This window comes from Methylobacterium amylolyticum, from assembly GCF_030700245.1.
Classification (GTDB): Bacteria; Pseudomonadota; Alphaproteobacteria; order Rhizobiales; family Beijerinckiaceae; genus Methylobacterium.
This window is the reverse complement of sequence record NZ_JAUYZI010000063.1, coordinates 12,463-27,150: the sequence shown is the minus strand read 5'-3', so window position 1 is coordinate 27,150 and position 14,688 is coordinate 12,463. Positions and strand designations below refer to the sequence as shown.

The 14,688-nt window shown below is 72.9% G+C and carries 17 protein-coding genes and 1 rRNA gene; 11 read left to right on the top strand and 7 right to left on the bottom strand.

Features of this window, described 5'->3' with window-relative positions; all coding sequences use genetic code 11:
- Positions 1–16: 16 nt before the first annotated feature.
- The 3 genes from rrf to Q8W71_RS28375 all read left to right on the top strand — a co-directional run bounded on the left by rrf (position 17) and on the right by Q8W71_RS28375 (position 2,543).
- Positions 17–132, top strand: a 5S ribosomal RNA gene (gene rrf, locus Q8W71_RS28385).
- A gap of 249 nt (positions 133–381) precedes the next feature.
- On the top strand, positions 382–1,077 hold the full coding sequence (locus Q8W71_RS28380; RefSeq protein ID WP_305528754.1) for a response regulator transcription factor: 696 nt from the start codon (positions 382–384) through the stop codon (positions 1,075–1,077).
- Positions 1,074–2,543 (top strand): sensor histidine kinase, encoded by a 1,470-nt coding sequence (locus Q8W71_RS28375; protein ID WP_305528753.1) that lies wholly within the window; start codon positions 1,074–1,076, stop codon positions 2,541–2,543. Before Q8W71_RS28380 ends, Q8W71_RS28375 begins: the two co-directional genes overlap by 4 nt.
- A 6-nt stretch (positions 2,544–2,549) precedes the next feature.
- Here the strand turns inward: Q8W71_RS28375 and Q8W71_RS28370 are convergent, their stop codons facing one another.
- Positions 2,550–3,428 carry a DMT family transporter gene (locus Q8W71_RS28370; RefSeq protein ID WP_305528752.1) on the bottom strand — a complete coding sequence of 293 codons (879 nt, stop codon included), beginning with the start codon at positions 3,426–3,428 and terminating at the stop codon, positions 2,550–2,552.
- Between the two features lie 166 nt (positions 3,429–3,594).
- Between Q8W71_RS28370 and Q8W71_RS28365 the strand changes: the two genes are divergently transcribed.
- Positions 3,595–4,395: a 3-hydroxybutyrate dehydrogenase gene (locus Q8W71_RS28365; RefSeq protein WP_305528751.1), complete on the top strand. Its 801-nt coding sequence runs from the start codon at positions 3,595–3,597 to the stop codon at positions 4,393–4,395.
- 49 nt (positions 4,396–4,444) lie between these two features.
- On the opposite strand, the gene Q8W71_RS28360 is transcribed toward Q8W71_RS28365, so the two are convergent.
- A complete protein-coding gene (locus Q8W71_RS28360) occupies positions 4,445–4,822 on the bottom strand; it encodes a CsbD family protein (RefSeq protein ID WP_305528750.1) in 378 nt (125 codons plus the stop codon).
- Positions 4,823–4,964: 142 nt separating this feature from the next.
- On the bottom strand, positions 4,965–5,951 hold the full coding sequence (gene meaB / locus Q8W71_RS28355; protein ID WP_305528749.1) for a methylmalonyl Co-A mutase-associated GTPase MeaB: 987 nt from the start codon (positions 5,949–5,951) through the stop codon (positions 4,965–4,967).
- 177 nt (positions 5,952–6,128) lie between these two features.
- On the opposite strand from meaB, the gene Q8W71_RS28350 reads away from it, so the two are divergent.
- Positions 6,129–6,428 (top strand): type II toxin-antitoxin system RelE/ParE family toxin, encoded by a 300-nt coding sequence (locus Q8W71_RS28350; RefSeq protein WP_305528748.1) that lies wholly within the window; start codon positions 6,129–6,131, stop codon positions 6,426–6,428.
- The gene (locus Q8W71_RS28345; RefSeq protein WP_305528747.1) at positions 6,425–6,745 is read left to right on the top strand and encodes a helix-turn-helix domain-containing protein; all 321 of its coding nucleotides are present in this window, start codon (positions 6,425–6,427) and stop codon (positions 6,743–6,745) included. Before Q8W71_RS28350 ends, Q8W71_RS28345 begins: the two co-directional genes overlap by 4 nt.
- 65 nt (positions 6,746–6,810) lie before the next feature.
- Here the strand turns inward: Q8W71_RS28345 and Q8W71_RS28340 are convergent, their stop codons facing one another.
- The gene (locus tag Q8W71_RS28340) at positions 6,811–7,263 is read right to left on the bottom strand and encodes a hypothetical protein (RefSeq protein WP_305528746.1); all 453 of its coding nucleotides are present in this window, start codon (positions 7,261–7,263) and stop codon (positions 6,811–6,813) included.
- A 241-nt stretch (positions 7,264–7,504) separates the two neighbouring features.
- Here Q8W71_RS28340 and Q8W71_RS28335 point away from each other — a divergent pair, with 241 nt between their 5' ends.
- The 5 genes from Q8W71_RS28335 to Q8W71_RS28315 all read left to right on the top strand — a co-directional run bounded on the left by Q8W71_RS28335 (position 7,505) and on the right by Q8W71_RS28315 (position 11,608).
- Positions 7,505–8,521: an alpha/beta hydrolase gene (locus Q8W71_RS28335; protein ID WP_305528745.1), complete on the top strand. Its 1,017-nt coding sequence runs from the start codon at positions 7,505–7,507 to the stop codon at positions 8,519–8,521.
- A 95-nt stretch (positions 8,522–8,616) separates the two neighbouring features.
- Positions 8,617–8,949 (top strand): hypothetical protein, encoded by a 333-nt coding sequence (locus tag Q8W71_RS28330; RefSeq protein WP_305528744.1) that lies wholly within the window; start codon positions 8,617–8,619, stop codon positions 8,947–8,949.
- Between the two features lie 83 nt (positions 8,950–9,032).
- Entirely contained in the window at positions 9,033–9,545 is a 513-nt protein-coding gene (locus Q8W71_RS28325) for a DUF533 domain-containing protein (RefSeq protein WP_305528743.1), read from the top strand.
- Positions 9,546–9,638: 93 nt separating this feature from the next.
- Positions 9,639–10,703, top strand: coding sequence for an alpha/beta hydrolase family protein (locus tag Q8W71_RS28320; RefSeq protein ID WP_305528742.1), 1,065 nt, complete (start codon positions 9,639–9,641; stop codon positions 10,701–10,703).
- A gap of 161 nt (positions 10,704–10,864) precedes the next feature.
- On the top strand, positions 10,865–11,608 hold the full coding sequence (locus Q8W71_RS28315) for a DUF4336 domain-containing protein (protein ID WP_305528741.1): 744 nt from the start codon (positions 10,865–10,867) through the stop codon (positions 11,606–11,608).
- Between the two features lie 34 nt (positions 11,609–11,642).
- Here Q8W71_RS28315 and Q8W71_RS28310 read toward each other — a convergent pair whose 3' ends face one another.
- The 3 genes from Q8W71_RS28310 to Q8W71_RS28300 form a co-directional block, all read right to left on the bottom strand.
- The gene (locus Q8W71_RS28310) at positions 11,643–12,824 is read right to left on the bottom strand and encodes a pyridoxal phosphate-dependent aminotransferase (protein ID WP_305528740.1); all 1,182 of its coding nucleotides are present in this window, start codon (positions 12,822–12,824) and stop codon (positions 11,643–11,645) included.
- A gap of 37 nt (positions 12,825–12,861) precedes the next feature.
- On the bottom strand, positions 12,862–13,053 hold the full coding sequence (locus tag Q8W71_RS28305; RefSeq protein ID WP_305528739.1) for a hypothetical protein: 192 nt from the start codon (positions 13,051–13,053) through the stop codon (positions 12,862–12,864).
- A gap of 124 nt (positions 13,054–13,177) precedes the next feature.
- Positions 13,178–14,572, bottom strand: a complete 1,395-nt coding sequence (locus tag Q8W71_RS28300; RefSeq protein ID WP_370875562.1) for an ATP-binding protein — start codon at positions 14,570–14,572, stop codon at positions 13,178–13,180.
- Positions 14,573–14,688: the final 116 nt, after the last annotated feature.

Sequence of the window (14,688 nt, the reverse complement as noted above, 5' to 3'; positions counted from 1 at the left end):
CGTTGCGTTGCGCCGGTCTGGTGGCCTGAGCGGCGTGCCCAGAACCCGATCCCATCTCGAACTCGGCCGTTAAACACGCCAGCGCCCATGGTACTGTGCCTCAAGGCACGGGAGAGTCGGTCGCCGCCAGACCCGCACAACGCAACAACACATCCCCTCTCACGAATACAGCACAGAAGGGCCGCTCCCGACGGGGGCGGCCCTTCTGTGCGTTCCGACCCCACCTTACCGAGACGTCACACGCCCGCGACCGTCCCGTAATCCACCCCCACCTAGTCTTCGCGCATCGGCAACGGGCCGGGTCAGCGAGAGGGGAGGGGGCGAACCATGTGGAGGGAAACGCATATCCCCGGGGCGCAGACCGCGGTAAGAGGCGCGTCCATGCGCCTGCTGATCATCGAGGACGACCGCGACGCCTCCGCCTACCTCGTCAAGGCGTTCCGCGAGGCCGGCCACGTGGCGGACGACGCCGACGACGGCCTCGACGGCTACGCCCTGGCGCGCGAGGGCGCCTACGACGTGCTGGTCGTCGACCGCATGCTGCCCAAGCTCGACGGGCTGTCGCTGATCCGGTCGCTGCGCGAGCAGAAGGTCGCGACACCGGTGCTCATCCTCTCGGCGCTGGGGCAGGTGGACGACCGGGTGAAGGGCCTGCGCGCCGGCGGCGACGACTACCTGCCCAAGCCCTACGCCTTCTCGGAACTGCTGGCCCGCGTCGAGGCTCTGGCCCGCCGGCCGGGCGGCACGGGGGCGGTGGAGGAGACCCGATACCGGGTCGGCGACCTCGAACTCGACCGGCTGTCGCACCGGGTGACGCGGGCGGGGCGCGAGATCGTCCTGCAACCGCGGGAGTTCCGGCTGCTGGAATACCTGATGCGCCACGCGGGGCAGGTCGTCACGCGGACGATGCTGCTGGAGCACGTCTGGGACTACCATTTCGACCCGCAGACCAACGTCATCGACGTCCACGTGTCGCGCCTGCGGAGCAAGCTCGACAAGGGGTTCCCCGGGCCGATGATCCACACGGTGCGCGGGGCGGGCTACGTGCTGCGGCCGGACGAGAGCCGGACCTTGTGACGGGCCTCGCCCTCGAACCGGTCGGGCGCGAGACGCCGTTCTCCCGAGTCCAGAAGCTGTTCCGCACGACGGCGTTCAAGCTCTCGATCGCCTATCTCAGCGTGTTCGCCCTCTGCGCGGTCCTGGCGCTGGGCTACGTCGCCTGGAACGCGCGCCAGGTGCTCGACGATCAGATCGTGTCGACGATCGACGCCGAGATCAACGGCCTGTCCGAGCAGTACAATGCCGGCGGCCTGCGCCGGCTGATCAGCGTGGTCGAGCGGCGCTCGCGCGAGCCCGGCGCCTCGCTCTACCTCGTCACCACCGCCGCCGGGGAGCACGTGGTCGGCAACGTCGCCTCGGTGCCGGCCTCGGTGCTCGCGACCCCCGGCCAGACCGAGACGCTCTACGCCCGCAGCGACACGGACGCGGAGGCGCACCGGGCGATCGTGCGGGTGTTCACCCTGCCGGGCGGGTTCCGGCTGCTGGTCGGGCGCGACACCGAGGAGCGCGACCGGCTGCGCGCGGTGATCGGGCGGGCGTTCACGACCTCGCTCGCGGCGGTGATCCTGCTCGGGGTGATCGGCGGCTGGCTGGCGGCGAGCCGGGTGCTCGCCCGCGTCGACGCGATGACCCGGACGACGCGGGCGATCATGGAGGGCGACCTCGACGGGCGGCTGACGGTGGCCGGCAACGGCGACGAGCTCGACCGGCTGGCGCTCGGCCTCAACCAGATGCTGGAGCGGATCGGCGAGCTGATGCGCGGGATGCGCGAGGTGTCCGACAACATCGCCCACGACCTCAAGACGCCGCTGACCCGGCTGCGCAACCGCGCCGACGAGGCCCTGCGCGGCGACGCCCCGCCGGAGGCCCTCCGCGCCGCGCTGGAGGGGGTGATCGAGGAGGGCGACGGCCTGATCCGGGTGTTCAACGCACTCCTGATGATCGCGCGGCTGGAGGCCGGCAGCGCCCGCGAGATCACCGCGCCCCTCGATCTCGGGGCGGTCGCCCGGAGCGTCGGGGACCTCTACGAGGCGCTGGCCGAGGACCAGGGGATGAGCCTCGCCCTCGCGGTCGAGGACGGGCTCGTGATCGCCGGCAACCGCGAGTTGATCGGGCAGGCGCTGGCCAACCTGATCGACAACGCCCTGAAATACGGGGCCGAGGGTGCGGCAGGGGCCATCACGGTCGAGGCGTGGCGCGACGGCGACGGCGCGCGGCTCGCGGTGTCCGATCGCGGCCCCGGCATCCCGGAGGCGGAGCGCGGACACGTGCTCGACCGGTTCGTCCGGCTGGAGGCGGCGCGCACGCGGCCGGGGTTCGGGCTCGGCCTGAGCCTCGTCAACGCGGTGGTGCGGCTGCACGGGGGGACGCTGCGGCTCGCCGACAACGCCCCGGGCCTGCGCGTCGAGATCCGCTTTCCCCGCCTCGCCGCCGAGGCCGCGGCGCCGCAGGTCACCGCACGCACGCAGCCGGGCGCGGCCTGATCCCGGTCAGGCCCGGCGCAGGGCGATGGCGACGCCGCCGAGGGTGAGCCCCATCGCCGCCAGCTCGCGCCAGCCGAGCGGCTCGCCGAGGGCGAGGGCGGCCGACAGGGTGCCGAGCACCGGCACCAGCAGCATGCCCGTGGCGGCGGTAGGCGCCGGCAGCGCGCGGAGCGTGGCGAACCACGTGACGTAGCAGGCCGACATCGGCACCAGCACCATGTAGGCGAAGGCGGCCCAGCCGGCGGGGGCGAGGGCGCCCGGGTGCGGCGCCTCGAAGGCGAGCCCGAGCGCCAGCATCGGCGCGCTGCCGAGCCCGACCTGCCACGCGACGGCCGCGAGCGGGCGCAGCGGCGGCGCCGTCCGGTTCAGGACGGTGCCCAGCGCGAACGACGCGGCCGAGGCGAGCGCGAACAGGATCCCGAACCCCGTCCCGGGCCCGGCCGAGAAGCCCGGCCCCGCGACGAGCAGCACGAGGCCCGCGAGCCCGAGGCCGAGGGCGGTCAGCGCGGTGCGCGTCGGCCGCACGCCGAGGATCGGCCAGGCGAACAGCGTCGCCCAGAGCGGCATCGAGTAGACCAGCAGCACGGTCTCCCCCGCCCGCAGCCACGTCATCGCCAGGGTGGCGAAGCCCATCCAGGCGAACACGTTGGTGTAGGCGGCAAAGCACAGGCGCGGCAGCGCCCGGACCGGCACGCGCAGATCCTCGCCCGCCGCCCGGGCGACGCCCGCCAGCAGCAGGGCCGCGACGAGGCCCGCGAGGCCGCGCGCGAACAGCGGCGGCCAGTCGCGCAGGATCACCTTGATCAGCGGCCAGTTGAGCGCCCAGCCCACGGCGGTCGCCGACAGGAGGGCGTAGCCCCGGAGCGGGTTCAGCGGCGTCTCCATCCTGCGCGGGATCCGGGCGCCGGTGCGCGCCTGTCACCCGGCGCCGGAGCGTAGACAGCCTTCGGCATCGACAGACAAGCGCCTCTGGGGCAGTCCTGCCGGGATCGGGCCCGCGCGGCGCCCGGCCGATCGCGATCCCGCCCGTACCCCGTCACCCGGAGGCCCCATGACCGTCAGTTCGAAGACCCTCAGTTCCAAGACCGCCCTCGTCACCGGCTCGACCAGCGGCATCGGGCTGGCGATCGCCCGCGCGCTGGCGGCGCAGGGCGCGAACGTGGTGCTCAACGGCTTCGGCGACGCGGCGGCGATCGAGAGCGCGCGCGCCGGCATCGAATCCGAGTTCGGGGTGAAGGCGCTCTACGAGGGCGCCGACATGACCAAGCCCGACGAGATCGCCGCGATGGTCCGGGAGGTGGAGGGGGCCTTCGGCTCGGTCGACGTGCTCGTCAACAACGCCGGCATCCAGTTCGTGTCGCCGGTCGACGAGTTCCCGCCCGAGAAGTGGGAGCAGATCATCGCCATCAACCTGTCCTCGGCCTTCTACACGATGCGCGCGGCGATCCCCGGCATGAAGGCGCGCGGCTGGGGGCGGATCATCAACACCGCCTCGGCCCACTCCATCGTCGCCTCGCCGTTCAAGTCGGCCTACGTGGCGGCCAAGCACGGCATCGCCGGCCTGTCGAAGGCGACCGCCCTCGAACTCGCACCGCACAAGGTCACGGTGAACTGCATCTCGCCGGGCTACGTCTGGACGCCCCTGGTCGAGGCTCAGATCCCCGATACGATGAAGGCGCGCGGCCTCACCCAGGAGCAGGTGATCCAGGACGTGATGCTGAAGGCACAGCCGACGAAGGAGTTCGTCACCGTCGATCAGGTGGCGGCGCTCGCCGTGTTCCTGTGCACGGACGCGGCGAGCCAGATCACCGGCGCCAACCTGTCGATGGACGGCGGCTGGACCGCGCAGTGAGCGCGCGGCCCCGCCGCGACGGCGGGGCCGTTCGTCGTCAGGCTCGGGCTCAGCGCCGCCCGTGCACGAGCAGGGCGAGCCCGTAGCCCACCGCGCCCGCGACGAGGAGAGCGATCAGCGGGTTCTCCTCGACCCGGGCGCCGACCGCGGCCCGGCCGTCGCGCAGGTAGGAGCCGCCCCGCTCGTAGGCGTCGCTCGCCACGTCGCCCGCCCGGCTGTAGGCCTCGTTGGCGTATGAGCCCGCCCGGTCGGCGATATCGCGGGCCGCGTCCTTGGCCTGGCCGTAGGCGTTCTGCGCCTGGCCCTGCGCCTCGCGGAAGCGGCCCTCGACCGAGTCGCGGTTCGAGTCGGCGAAGTCTCCGGCCGCGCCCTGCGCCTTGCCGAGCGCCTCCTTGGCGCCCCCGACGATCCGATCCGTATCCACCATGACAACCTCCTCGCGCGGCGGCCCGCGCCGCTCCCGCGGACACGCAACGCCCGCCGTCCTTCGAACGCGCGAGATCGGATTTGCGTACCACCGCACCGGCGGAATTTCCGCGGCCGGGACCGCGGCCGCATCGCCCGACCGATCAGAGGCCGATCAGCTCGGCGATCGCCGCCGCGCCGGCGGCCGGGGACGCCTCGCCCCGGGCGACGCCGGCCTCGGCCTCTGCGGTCCGCGCGCGCACGTCGGCGGTGCCGACGAGGCGCTGGTGCAGGCGCTCGTGCACCAGCGCCCACATCCACTTCACGTCCTGGGCGCGGCGCTTGCGCGCGATCTCCCCGGTCGCGGTCAGCTTCTCGCGGTGCTCGACCACCCGCGCCCACAGGGCGTCGAGGCGCAGGTTGTGCATGCCGGAGATCGTCACCACCGGCGGGGTCCACGTGGCGGAGGCCGGCGTGAGGATGTGCAGGGCCGCGCGGTACTCGGAGGCGGCGGCATTCGCCCGCGCCTCGGCCTCGCCCGCGTCGGCCTTGTTCACCGCGATCATGTCGGCGAGTTCGAGGATGCCCTTCTTGATCCCCTGAAGCTCGTCGCCCGCTCCGGGCAGCATCAGCACGAGGAAGAAGTCGGTGAGGTCGGCCACCGCCGTCTCGGACTGGCCGACGCCGACCGTCTCGACGAGGATCACGTCGAACCCCGCCGCCTCGCACAGCAGCATGGTCTCGCGCGTCTTGGCCGCGACGCCGCCGAGCGTCCCGGAGGAGGGGGAGGGGCGGATGAAGGCGTTCGGGTCGTGCGACAGCCGGGCCATCCGGGTCTTGTCGCCGAGGATCGAGCCGCCGGTGCGCGAGGAGGACGGATCGACCGCCAGCACCGCGACCCGGTGGCCGGCGGCGGTGAGGTTCGAGCCGAGCGCGTCGATCGTGGTCGACTTGCCCACCCCCGGCACGCCGGTGATGCCGACCCGCACCGCGTCGCCGGTCCTCGGCAGCACCGCGTCGATCAGCGCGGCGGCGAGCGCGCGGTGGTCGGCGCGCTTCGATTCGGCCAGCGTGATGGCGCGGGCGAGCGCCGCCCGGTCGCCCGCCAGCAGGCGGTCCTTCAGGGCGTCGAGGTCGAGGGCGGGCGTCATGCGCCCTTCATGACCGGGGGCGCGGGCGCCGTCGAGGGGCTTCGGGGACAGAGGCCGACCACGCGGTCTCCGGTGCGCGCGTTAGACAGGCGGGGACCCGAACATGCGAGCTTGGGGCTGGGAAGAATCGCGAACCCCACCATGCGCGTCGTTCGGCTGAAGCCCTATCTTCGGACGATGCGCGATCTCGGCATCGATGCCGCCGGGCTCGCGGAGATCGAGGCGGCAATCCTCGCGGACCCAAGGGCGCATCCGATGATCCGCGGCCTGCGCGGGGCGCGGAAGGCACGGTTCGCACGTCCCGGGCGCGGCAAGAGCGGTGGCGGCCGGGTCATCTACTACGTGACGCTCGGGGACGGGTTGCTCGCGATGCTGGCAGCCTATGCCAAGACTGAGAAGGCCGACCTCACGGCCGCGGACCGCAAGGCGATCCTGGCCGCCATCGATCTGCTGCCGACCGTTGGAGATCCGCGATGAGCCTCGAGAACGACGGCCGAACCCGGCTCGGCAAGGACCTGGAGGAGGCGTTCACGGAACTCGCCGCCCATCTCCGCGGCGAGACAGAGGCCGAGAGCTACGCGGCGCCGGGTGGCGCCATGACGCCGGAGCGGGTGAGAACGATCCGGCGCAAGGTCGCGACCTCCACGAAGGAGTTCGAGCGGCAGTTTCGCATCTCGGCGCGGACCATGGAGGCCTACGAGCAGGGTCGCCGCCGGCCGGACCGGGCGATGCAGATTCTCCTGACCGTCATCGACCGGGAGCCGGATGTCGTCCGCCGCGCCCTGGTCTCCTGAGATTTCCGGCCGATCGTGCCGGCCGTCGCGTCGCACACCGGATCGAACCGGATCGGAGGCCGCCGCTACCGCGCCGTGCCCTTCGACAGGAACCGCACGAGGTAGCCCTCCAGCACGTCGATGGCCCGGGGCCGCAGGTAGCCCTCCATCGCGCCGTCCGGGTTCTTGAGGGCGGCGAGCGCGTCCTGCGCCTCCTCGTCGAGCCCCTCGAAATGCGCGAGCGGGGTCGCGGCGGGGCCGAGCATGAAGCGGAACAGCACCGTGGCGTGCTCGCCCGCGGCGTTGTGCAGGCGGTAGGTCTCCTCGCGGCTGCCCATGTGCTCGTGGAACTCGACCACCGTCACGCTCGCCGGCGACTTGGCGCTCGCGAGCTGGGCGCCGACCCCGAGCATCAGGTTGCGGATCGGCTGCATGTTGGCCGAGCACCACGACGGCGCCACCTGCCGGCCCGCGGCCGGGGGCACCGACGCCTCGACGGCCTTGATCACGCGCTTCACGCGGTCCGCGCTCTCGCCCATCGCTCGAACTCCCCTCGTTCTTGCAAGACGTTATCTGACCGCGCCGCGCGCCAGGGCAATCGGGGCGGGGCCCCGTCCCGAGACAATTCCCCGCCCCCTGGCTGTTGCCGCCGGGGTACAGGCCGCCGAGACCCCGCTGTCCACAGGCGCGGCCGGCGGCTCGACGCCCCGCGATGGTCACGATCCTGCGCCACCAGTCGCGACCGGGGGCGGCACGGGGTCCGCCGCGCGTATCCGGATCATGCCGCGTCAGACCGTCACCCGCCGCTCCCTTCTCGGCGCCGCCGCCGCGGCCAGCCTCGCGCCCGCGCTCTCGGCCTGCGTCACCGACGAGATCGGCGGCTCGGCGCTGCCCGAGAGGCAGTCCGCCCTCGACGTGATGCCGGTGCTGCTGGTGGCCACCACGCGCAGGCCGGTGGGCAACCCGCCGCGGCCGCCGTACTTCAACGCGGAGCGCGGGCGGGGCCTGAGCTTCGCCGAGGTGCGGCTCTCGCCCCCCGACCGGTCGCTGCTCGGCAAGGTGTCCGCCGTCATCACCGGCGACTGGAGGATCGGCGCCGTCCCGCAGGTCGAATCCGGGCCGGGCGCGGCGGAGGCCTTCACCCAGGCGGCGTTCGGGCGCGACGTGCTGATCTACGTCCACGGCTACCGCGAATCGTTCGAATCGGCTGCGGTGAGCGCCGCGCGGCTCTCGGACGGCATCCGCTTCCGCGGCGTGTCGGGCCTGTTCACGTGGCCCTCGGCGGCGGCCACCCTCGATTACGGCTACGACCGCGAGAGCGCGCTGTGGTCGCGCGACGCCTTCGAGGACCTGCTGAAGGCGCTGGCGGCGAGCCCCAGCGGCGGCCGCATCAACCTCGTCGCCCACTCGATGGGCACGCTGCTGACCCTGGAGACCCTGCGCATGCTGCGGGCGGAAGCCGGCGAGGCGGCGATGTCGCGCATCGGCGCGGTGGTGCTGGCCGCCCCCGACATCGATTTCGACCTGTTCTCCAACGGCGTCGCCCGGCTCGGGCCGGACGTGGCCAAGATCACCGTCATCTCCTCCACCAACGACCGGGCCCTGGAACTCTCGGCGGCCATCGCCGGGGGCACCCGGGCGGGCGCGGCCGACCGTGCGCGGCTCGAAGCGCTGGGGGTGCGGGTGGCCGACGCTTCCGACTACGGCGGCGGCCTGATCAACCACGACCTGTTCCTGTCGAACCCGGAGGTCCAGGCGGTGGTCAAGCGGGCGATCTCCCGGGGCGCCGGGGTCTGATCCGGCGCGCCCCGGCGCCGCTTGGCGGCCGGGGGCCGAGCGACTACAGCTCCGCCCGGCGCCGCCCCTGCCGCGGCGCGACCCCGGAGACCGCCATGTTCACCCTCGAGATCGACGGCACGGCCATCGCGGTCATCAACAGCGACGAGGCGACCGCCCGGGACCTGTTCACCTGCGACGGCTTCAAGGACGACATCCGCACCATGACCAGTGCGGGCAAGCCGCTGTGGAACGGCAGCTCCGATCTCGTGGTGCGCGCCGCCAGCGAGGACGAGAGCGAGATCTTCGAGGACGCACTCGCCGAGGACGACGGCGAGGGCGACTTCACCGACGACCCCCGCTACGCCGACGCCGACGCGAGCGACGAGGAGGAGGCCGACATCGTCTTCCTGGTCGACATCGACGAGGGCGACGCCGAGGACGCCTGAGGACGGGCAGGCCCGAAATCGGAGCGGCCTGAAACCGCCGCCCCTTCCGCGTGTTCCCGTCTCGGACGGGACGCGAGGGACGGATGGCCGATACGAGAGGGATGGTCGACGCGCTGGTGCGCGCGCGGCGGGGCGGGCTCGCGGCGGGCGCGGCGCTCGGCGGACTCGCGCTGATCGGCGGCCTCGCCTACCGCGCCCTGCGCGGCACGGAGCCGCCCGAGCGCGGCGGCCCCGACTTCGCGGCGGTGAACGAGGACGAGGCGCGGCTGATGCTGCGGGCGATGGTGGCCGCCACCGTCGCCGACGGGGTGGTGGACGCGGCCGAGCGGGCGCGCCTCGACGCGGCGGTGACGGAGGCGGGCCTCGACCGCGACGGGCGGGCGTGGCTGGAGCGGGAGCTGGCGAGCCCCGCCGAGATCGACGAGATCGCCGACGCGGTGGACGACCCGGACGCGGCGGCCCGGATCTACGCGGCCGCCCGGCTGGCTATCGACATCGACACCCTGCAGGAGCGCCAGTTCCTGCGCATGCTCGCCGAGGCGCTGGACGTGCCCCCCGAGGCCGCCGACCGCGTGGAGCGCGCCCTGTCGGCCTGAACCCGTGACACCGCCGCGAACCCCTCGCCGACCGGCGTCGAAATGCGCTACGGCTTGGGGCGCGCCGCGCCGGGGCGGTTCAGGGGGAAGGCGATGTCCGACACGTCACGACCGCGGACGGTGGCCCGCGCGCTGGCCGCCGGGCTCCTGGCCGCGGGCGGCGGGCTCGCCTCGGGCGCCGCCGCTGCCGCCGACGCCGGGCCCGGGCCGCTCACGGTCGCATCGCAGGGCAGCTTCTTCGTCGGGGGACGCAACGTCGCCTCCGAGACCCTGTCGACCCTGCCGGCCTACGCGCCGTCCGGCACGATCACCGTCGATCAGGTCTACGTCCGCTACCAGATCCCGGTGGCGCCGGTCCGCGCGCCGCTGGTGCTGGTCCACGGCTGCTGCCTCACCGGCAAGACCTGGGAGACGACGCCGGACGGGCGGATGGGCTGGGACGAGTTCTTCGTCCGCCGGGGCTTCCCGACCTACGTGATCGATCAGGCGGGGCGCGGCCGCTCGGCGGTGAACCCGAGCCCGATCAACGCGGTCAAGCTCGGCAGGGCGGGCGCCGACACCCTGCCGCCGGTCTTCTCCGCCGGCCAGGAACCGGCCTGGGCGATCTTCCGGTTCGGCCCGGAATACCCGAAGGTCTTTCCCGGCATGCAGTTCCCGCTGGAGGCGCAGGGCGAGTTCTGGAAGCAGATGGTGGCCGACTGGTCCGCCACCCTGCCGACCCCGAACCCGACCGTGCCGGCCCTGTCCGAACTCGCCAAGCGGCTGAAGGGCGCGGTGCTGGTCTCGCACTCGCAGTCGGGCATCTACCCGTTCCAGACCGCCGCCCTCGACCGGAGCGGCGTGCGCGCCATCGTGGCGGTCGAGCCGGCCGCCTGTCCGGATCCGGCCAAGGACGACCTCGCGCCCTACAAGGGCCTGCCGATCCTCGTGCTGTTCGGCGACTACGTCGACCAGTCGCCGCGCTGGGCGCCGCGGCTCGCGCTCTGCCGCGCCTTCGTGGCGGCGGCCAACGCGGCCGGTGGCAAGGCCGAGCTGATCCTGCTGCCGGAGATCGGCATCCACGGCAACTCGCACATGCTGATGCAGGACAAGAACAGCCTCGACATCGCCGAGTGGCTGGCGGGCTGGCTCGACAAGCGGGTGCCGGCGCGCTCCTGACGGCGGTCGCAGGCCGCCCGCTCGTCCCGGCTCCACCGCGAGAGCATCGTCCCGAAAGGTGGTCACCGGCTTTCGGAAAGGACGATGCGAAGACAGAGGGCTAGCGTATCGTCCTGGATCCGATATTTAGGACGATACGCTTAAAGAGGCCGCGCCCGGCCATGACGACGAACGCCTATCGACCCTACGAACCGCTCCACGCGCCCAAGGCCTTCGCGGAGGCGGTCTGGATCGTCGACGGGCCCGAGATCGGCATGGACTATCTCGGGCTCACGCTGCCGTTCCCGACGCGGATGACCGTCGTGCGCCTGCCGAGCGGCGCGCTCTGGATCCACTCGCCGATCGCGTGGAGCGATGGGCTCGCCGCCGCCCTGTCCGGGCTCGGACCGGTCCGGCACCTCGTCGCCCCCAACACCCTGCACTACTGGTTCCTGCCCGAATGGCAGGAACGCTTTCCGGACGCGCGCAGCTACGGCGCGCCCGGCCTCGCCCGCCGGGCCAAGCGCCCCCTGGTCCTCGACGAGAGCCTCGGCGACGCGCCGCCGGCGGCCTGGGAGGGTGCCTTCGACCAGTGCGTCGTGCCGGGCCGCCTGCTGACGGAGGTCGATTTCCTCCACCGCGCCAGCAGGACCCTCATCCTCACCGACCTCATCGAGAACTTCGAGCCGCGGCGCGTGCGCAGCCCGGTGCTGCGCTGGCTGATGCGCCTCGCGGGTGCGGCCGATCCGGACGGGAAGGCGCCGATCGACATGCAACTGAGCTTCATCGGGCACCGGCGCGCCGTCCGCGCGGCGGTGCAGCGCATGCTCGCCTGGGCGCCGGAGCGGATCGTCCTGGCCCACGGGCGCTGCTACGAGGCGAACGGGACCGACGAGTTGCGGCGGGCCTTCCGCTGGATCCTGTAGGCTGACCCGGACCGGCCCCGACGGAGCCGGGGGCTCAGCCCGGCTTCCGCTCGCTCAGGAAGCCCTGCATCCGCTCCAGCGCGCGCCGGATGTTCTCGGCCGAGTTGGCGTAGGACAATCGCAGAAAACCCTCGCCGTGCACCCCGAAATCCGGGCCGCCGATCGTCGCGACGCCGGCCTCCTCCAGGAGCGTCGAGGCGAGCGCCTTGGCCTTCCAGCCGGTCCGGGAGACGTTCGGGAAGGCGTAGAACGCGCCCTTCGGGGCGATGCAGGACACGCCCGGCAGGGCGTTCAGGCCCGCGACCACGATCGCGCGCCGGCGGTCGAACTCGGCGACCATCTCGGCCACGCAATCCTGCGGGCCGTCGAGCGCCGCGATCCCGGCCCACTGGGTCGCCGCGTTGACGCAGGAATGGGCGTTGACCGCGAGCTTGCGGGCGTTGTCGTAGAGCGGCTTCGGCCAGACCGACCAGCCCAGCCGCCAGCCGGTCATCGCGTAGGTCTTCGACGCGCCGTCGAGGTAGATCAGCCGGTCGCGGATCGCCTCGTAGCTCAGCAGCGAGTGGTGGGTCTCGCCGTCGTAGGTCATGGTGCCGTAGATCTCGTCCGACAGCACCGCCACGTCCGGGTGCGCGGCGAGCCCCGCGACCAGCGCGTCGATCTCGGCCTTCGGCGTCACGCCACCGGTCGGGTTGGCGGGCGAGTTGACGATCAGCAGGCGGGTCCGCGGCGTGATCAGCGCCAGGGTCTCGGCGGCCGAGAAGGCGAAGCCGTTCTCCTCGCGGATCGGCACCGGCACGGGGGTGGCGCCGGTATACTCGATCATCGAGCGGTAGATCGGGAAGCCGGGGTCGGGATAGAGGATCTCGGCGCCCGGCTCGCCGAACATCAGGATCGCCATGAACATGGTGACCTTGCCGCCGGGCACGATCATCACCGATTCGGGCGAGACCTCCACGCCGTGGCGGCGCCGGATGTCGCGGGCCACCGCCTCGCGCAGCGGCGGGATGCCGGTGGCCGGCGTGTAGCCGTGGTGGCCGTCGCGCAGGGCCTTGATCCCGGCCTCGACCACGTGCGGCGGGGTCGGCATGTCGGGCTGGCCGATGCCGAGGTTGATGATGTCGCGCCCCTGCGCGGCCAGAGCCTGCGCGCGGGCCAGCACCGCGAAGGCGTTCTCCTCGCCGATGCGCGAGAAGGCCGGAACGACGTGGAGCATCACGGCCTCCGCGAGCTTGGGCTTCGCCCGACCGGGCTTACGGCTTGGAGCGCTCGGCGAGCTTGAGCGCGGCGAACGACATGCCGACCGCGACGACCGCGAGGATCACGAAGGTCTTCACCGAGGCGTAGAACAGCGCCGGCTCGATGCCCTGGTCGGTCGCCAGCACGAGGCCGATGGCCGCGAGCGGCAGGCTGATCAGGATGAACAGGGGAACGAGCGGGTTCATGCGGGGCACTCGGATCGGGCGCGCTGCGTCCGCGCCAGTGAAACGACGCGCGTGCATAGCATCGCCCGGCCCAGGTTGGGACCCCCCGCCGGCCCGGGATTTTTCGGGCGCCGCGCCGGCCGGGTCAGGCCGGGACGCGCACCGTGGCGCGCAGGCCCCCGAGCGGGCTGTCGTGCAGGGTGATGTCGCCGCCGTGCGCCCGGGCGATGTCCCGGGCGATGGCGAGCCCGAGGCCGGAGCCGCCCGCATCCTGCCGCGCGTCGTCGAGCCGCACGAACGGCTTGAACACCTCCTCCCGGCTCTCGGGCGGGATCCCGGGGCCGTCGTCGTCCACCGAGACGAGGAAGGCCCGCGCCTCCAGCCGGCCGGAGATCGCCACCGTCCGGCCGTAGCGGGCGGCGTTGGCGGCGAGGTTGAACAGGCAGCGCCGGAACGCGTCCGGCCGCACCGTCGCCTCGGGGTTGCCGGTCAGCTCCACCGCGCTCACGTGCGCGCCGAGCCGCTCGACGTCGGTGCGCAGGTCCTCCAGGAGCGCGCGCATGTCGGTGGCGACCGCGGGCTCGGCCGAATCGCCGCGGGCGAAGGCTAGGTAGCCCTCCAGCATCCGGCTCATCTCGTCCACGTCGCGGGCGAGGTCGTCGATCTCGCTCGACGGCTCGACCAGGGCGAGCGACAGGCGGAAGCGGGTGAGGATGGTGCGCAGGTCGTGGCTGACGCCGTTCAGCATCGTCGTGCGCTGCTCCATCGCCCGCTCGATGCGCCGCTTCATCTCGATGAAGGCGTGGCCGGCCTGCCGCACCTCCCGGGCGCCGCGGGGGCGGAACTCGATCTCGCGGCCCTTGCCGAACCCCTCGGCCACCGCGGCGAGCCGCAGGATCGGCTTGATCTGGTTGCGCAGGAACAGGATCGCGACCCCGAGCAGCACCAGCGACGAGCCGATCATCCACACGAGGAAGATGTGCGAGTTCGACGCGTAGGCCTGGTTGCGCCGGGCCGTGATGCGCATCACCCCGTCGGGGATCGCCACGCGGATCTCGATCAGGTTCGAGCGCCCGACCGTATCGATCCAGAACGGCCGGCCGATCTGGCGCTTCAATTCGTCGGAGAGCGCCTCGTCGAGGATCGAGAAGAACGGCCGCGGGCCCGCGGGCGGGATCGACGCCCCCTTCAGGATGTCGAGGTCGAGGTTCAGCCGCTCCCCGGCGATGCGCGACAGGGTCTCGGCGTCCCGGTCCTGCGGGTAGCTCTCGTAGATGTCGATGAGCGCGGCGACGTCGGCGGTGACCGCCGCCGACAGGCGCTTGGTCACGAGCTGCCAGTGCCGCTCCATGAAGGTGTAGGCGATCACCGACTGGAGCAGCACCACGGGGGCGATGATGATGATCAGCGAGCGGGCGTAGAGGCCCTTGGGCAGGGCGTCGCCGATCGCCCGGGCGAGGCGCTTCCACGCCCGTCGCGGCGCCGAGAGCGCGCGGGCCGGCCGGAGCGCGCGGGCCAGCGCCGGATCCTCGGCGTTCACCGCGCGGCCTCCGGCGTGCCGGGCGCCGCCGGCCACTGTCCACGGTTCGCGGGGCGCATGGGCTATGGTGGGTTGCGGGGTCCGCCCCTTATCGCACCCACGGCCCGACGGGCCAA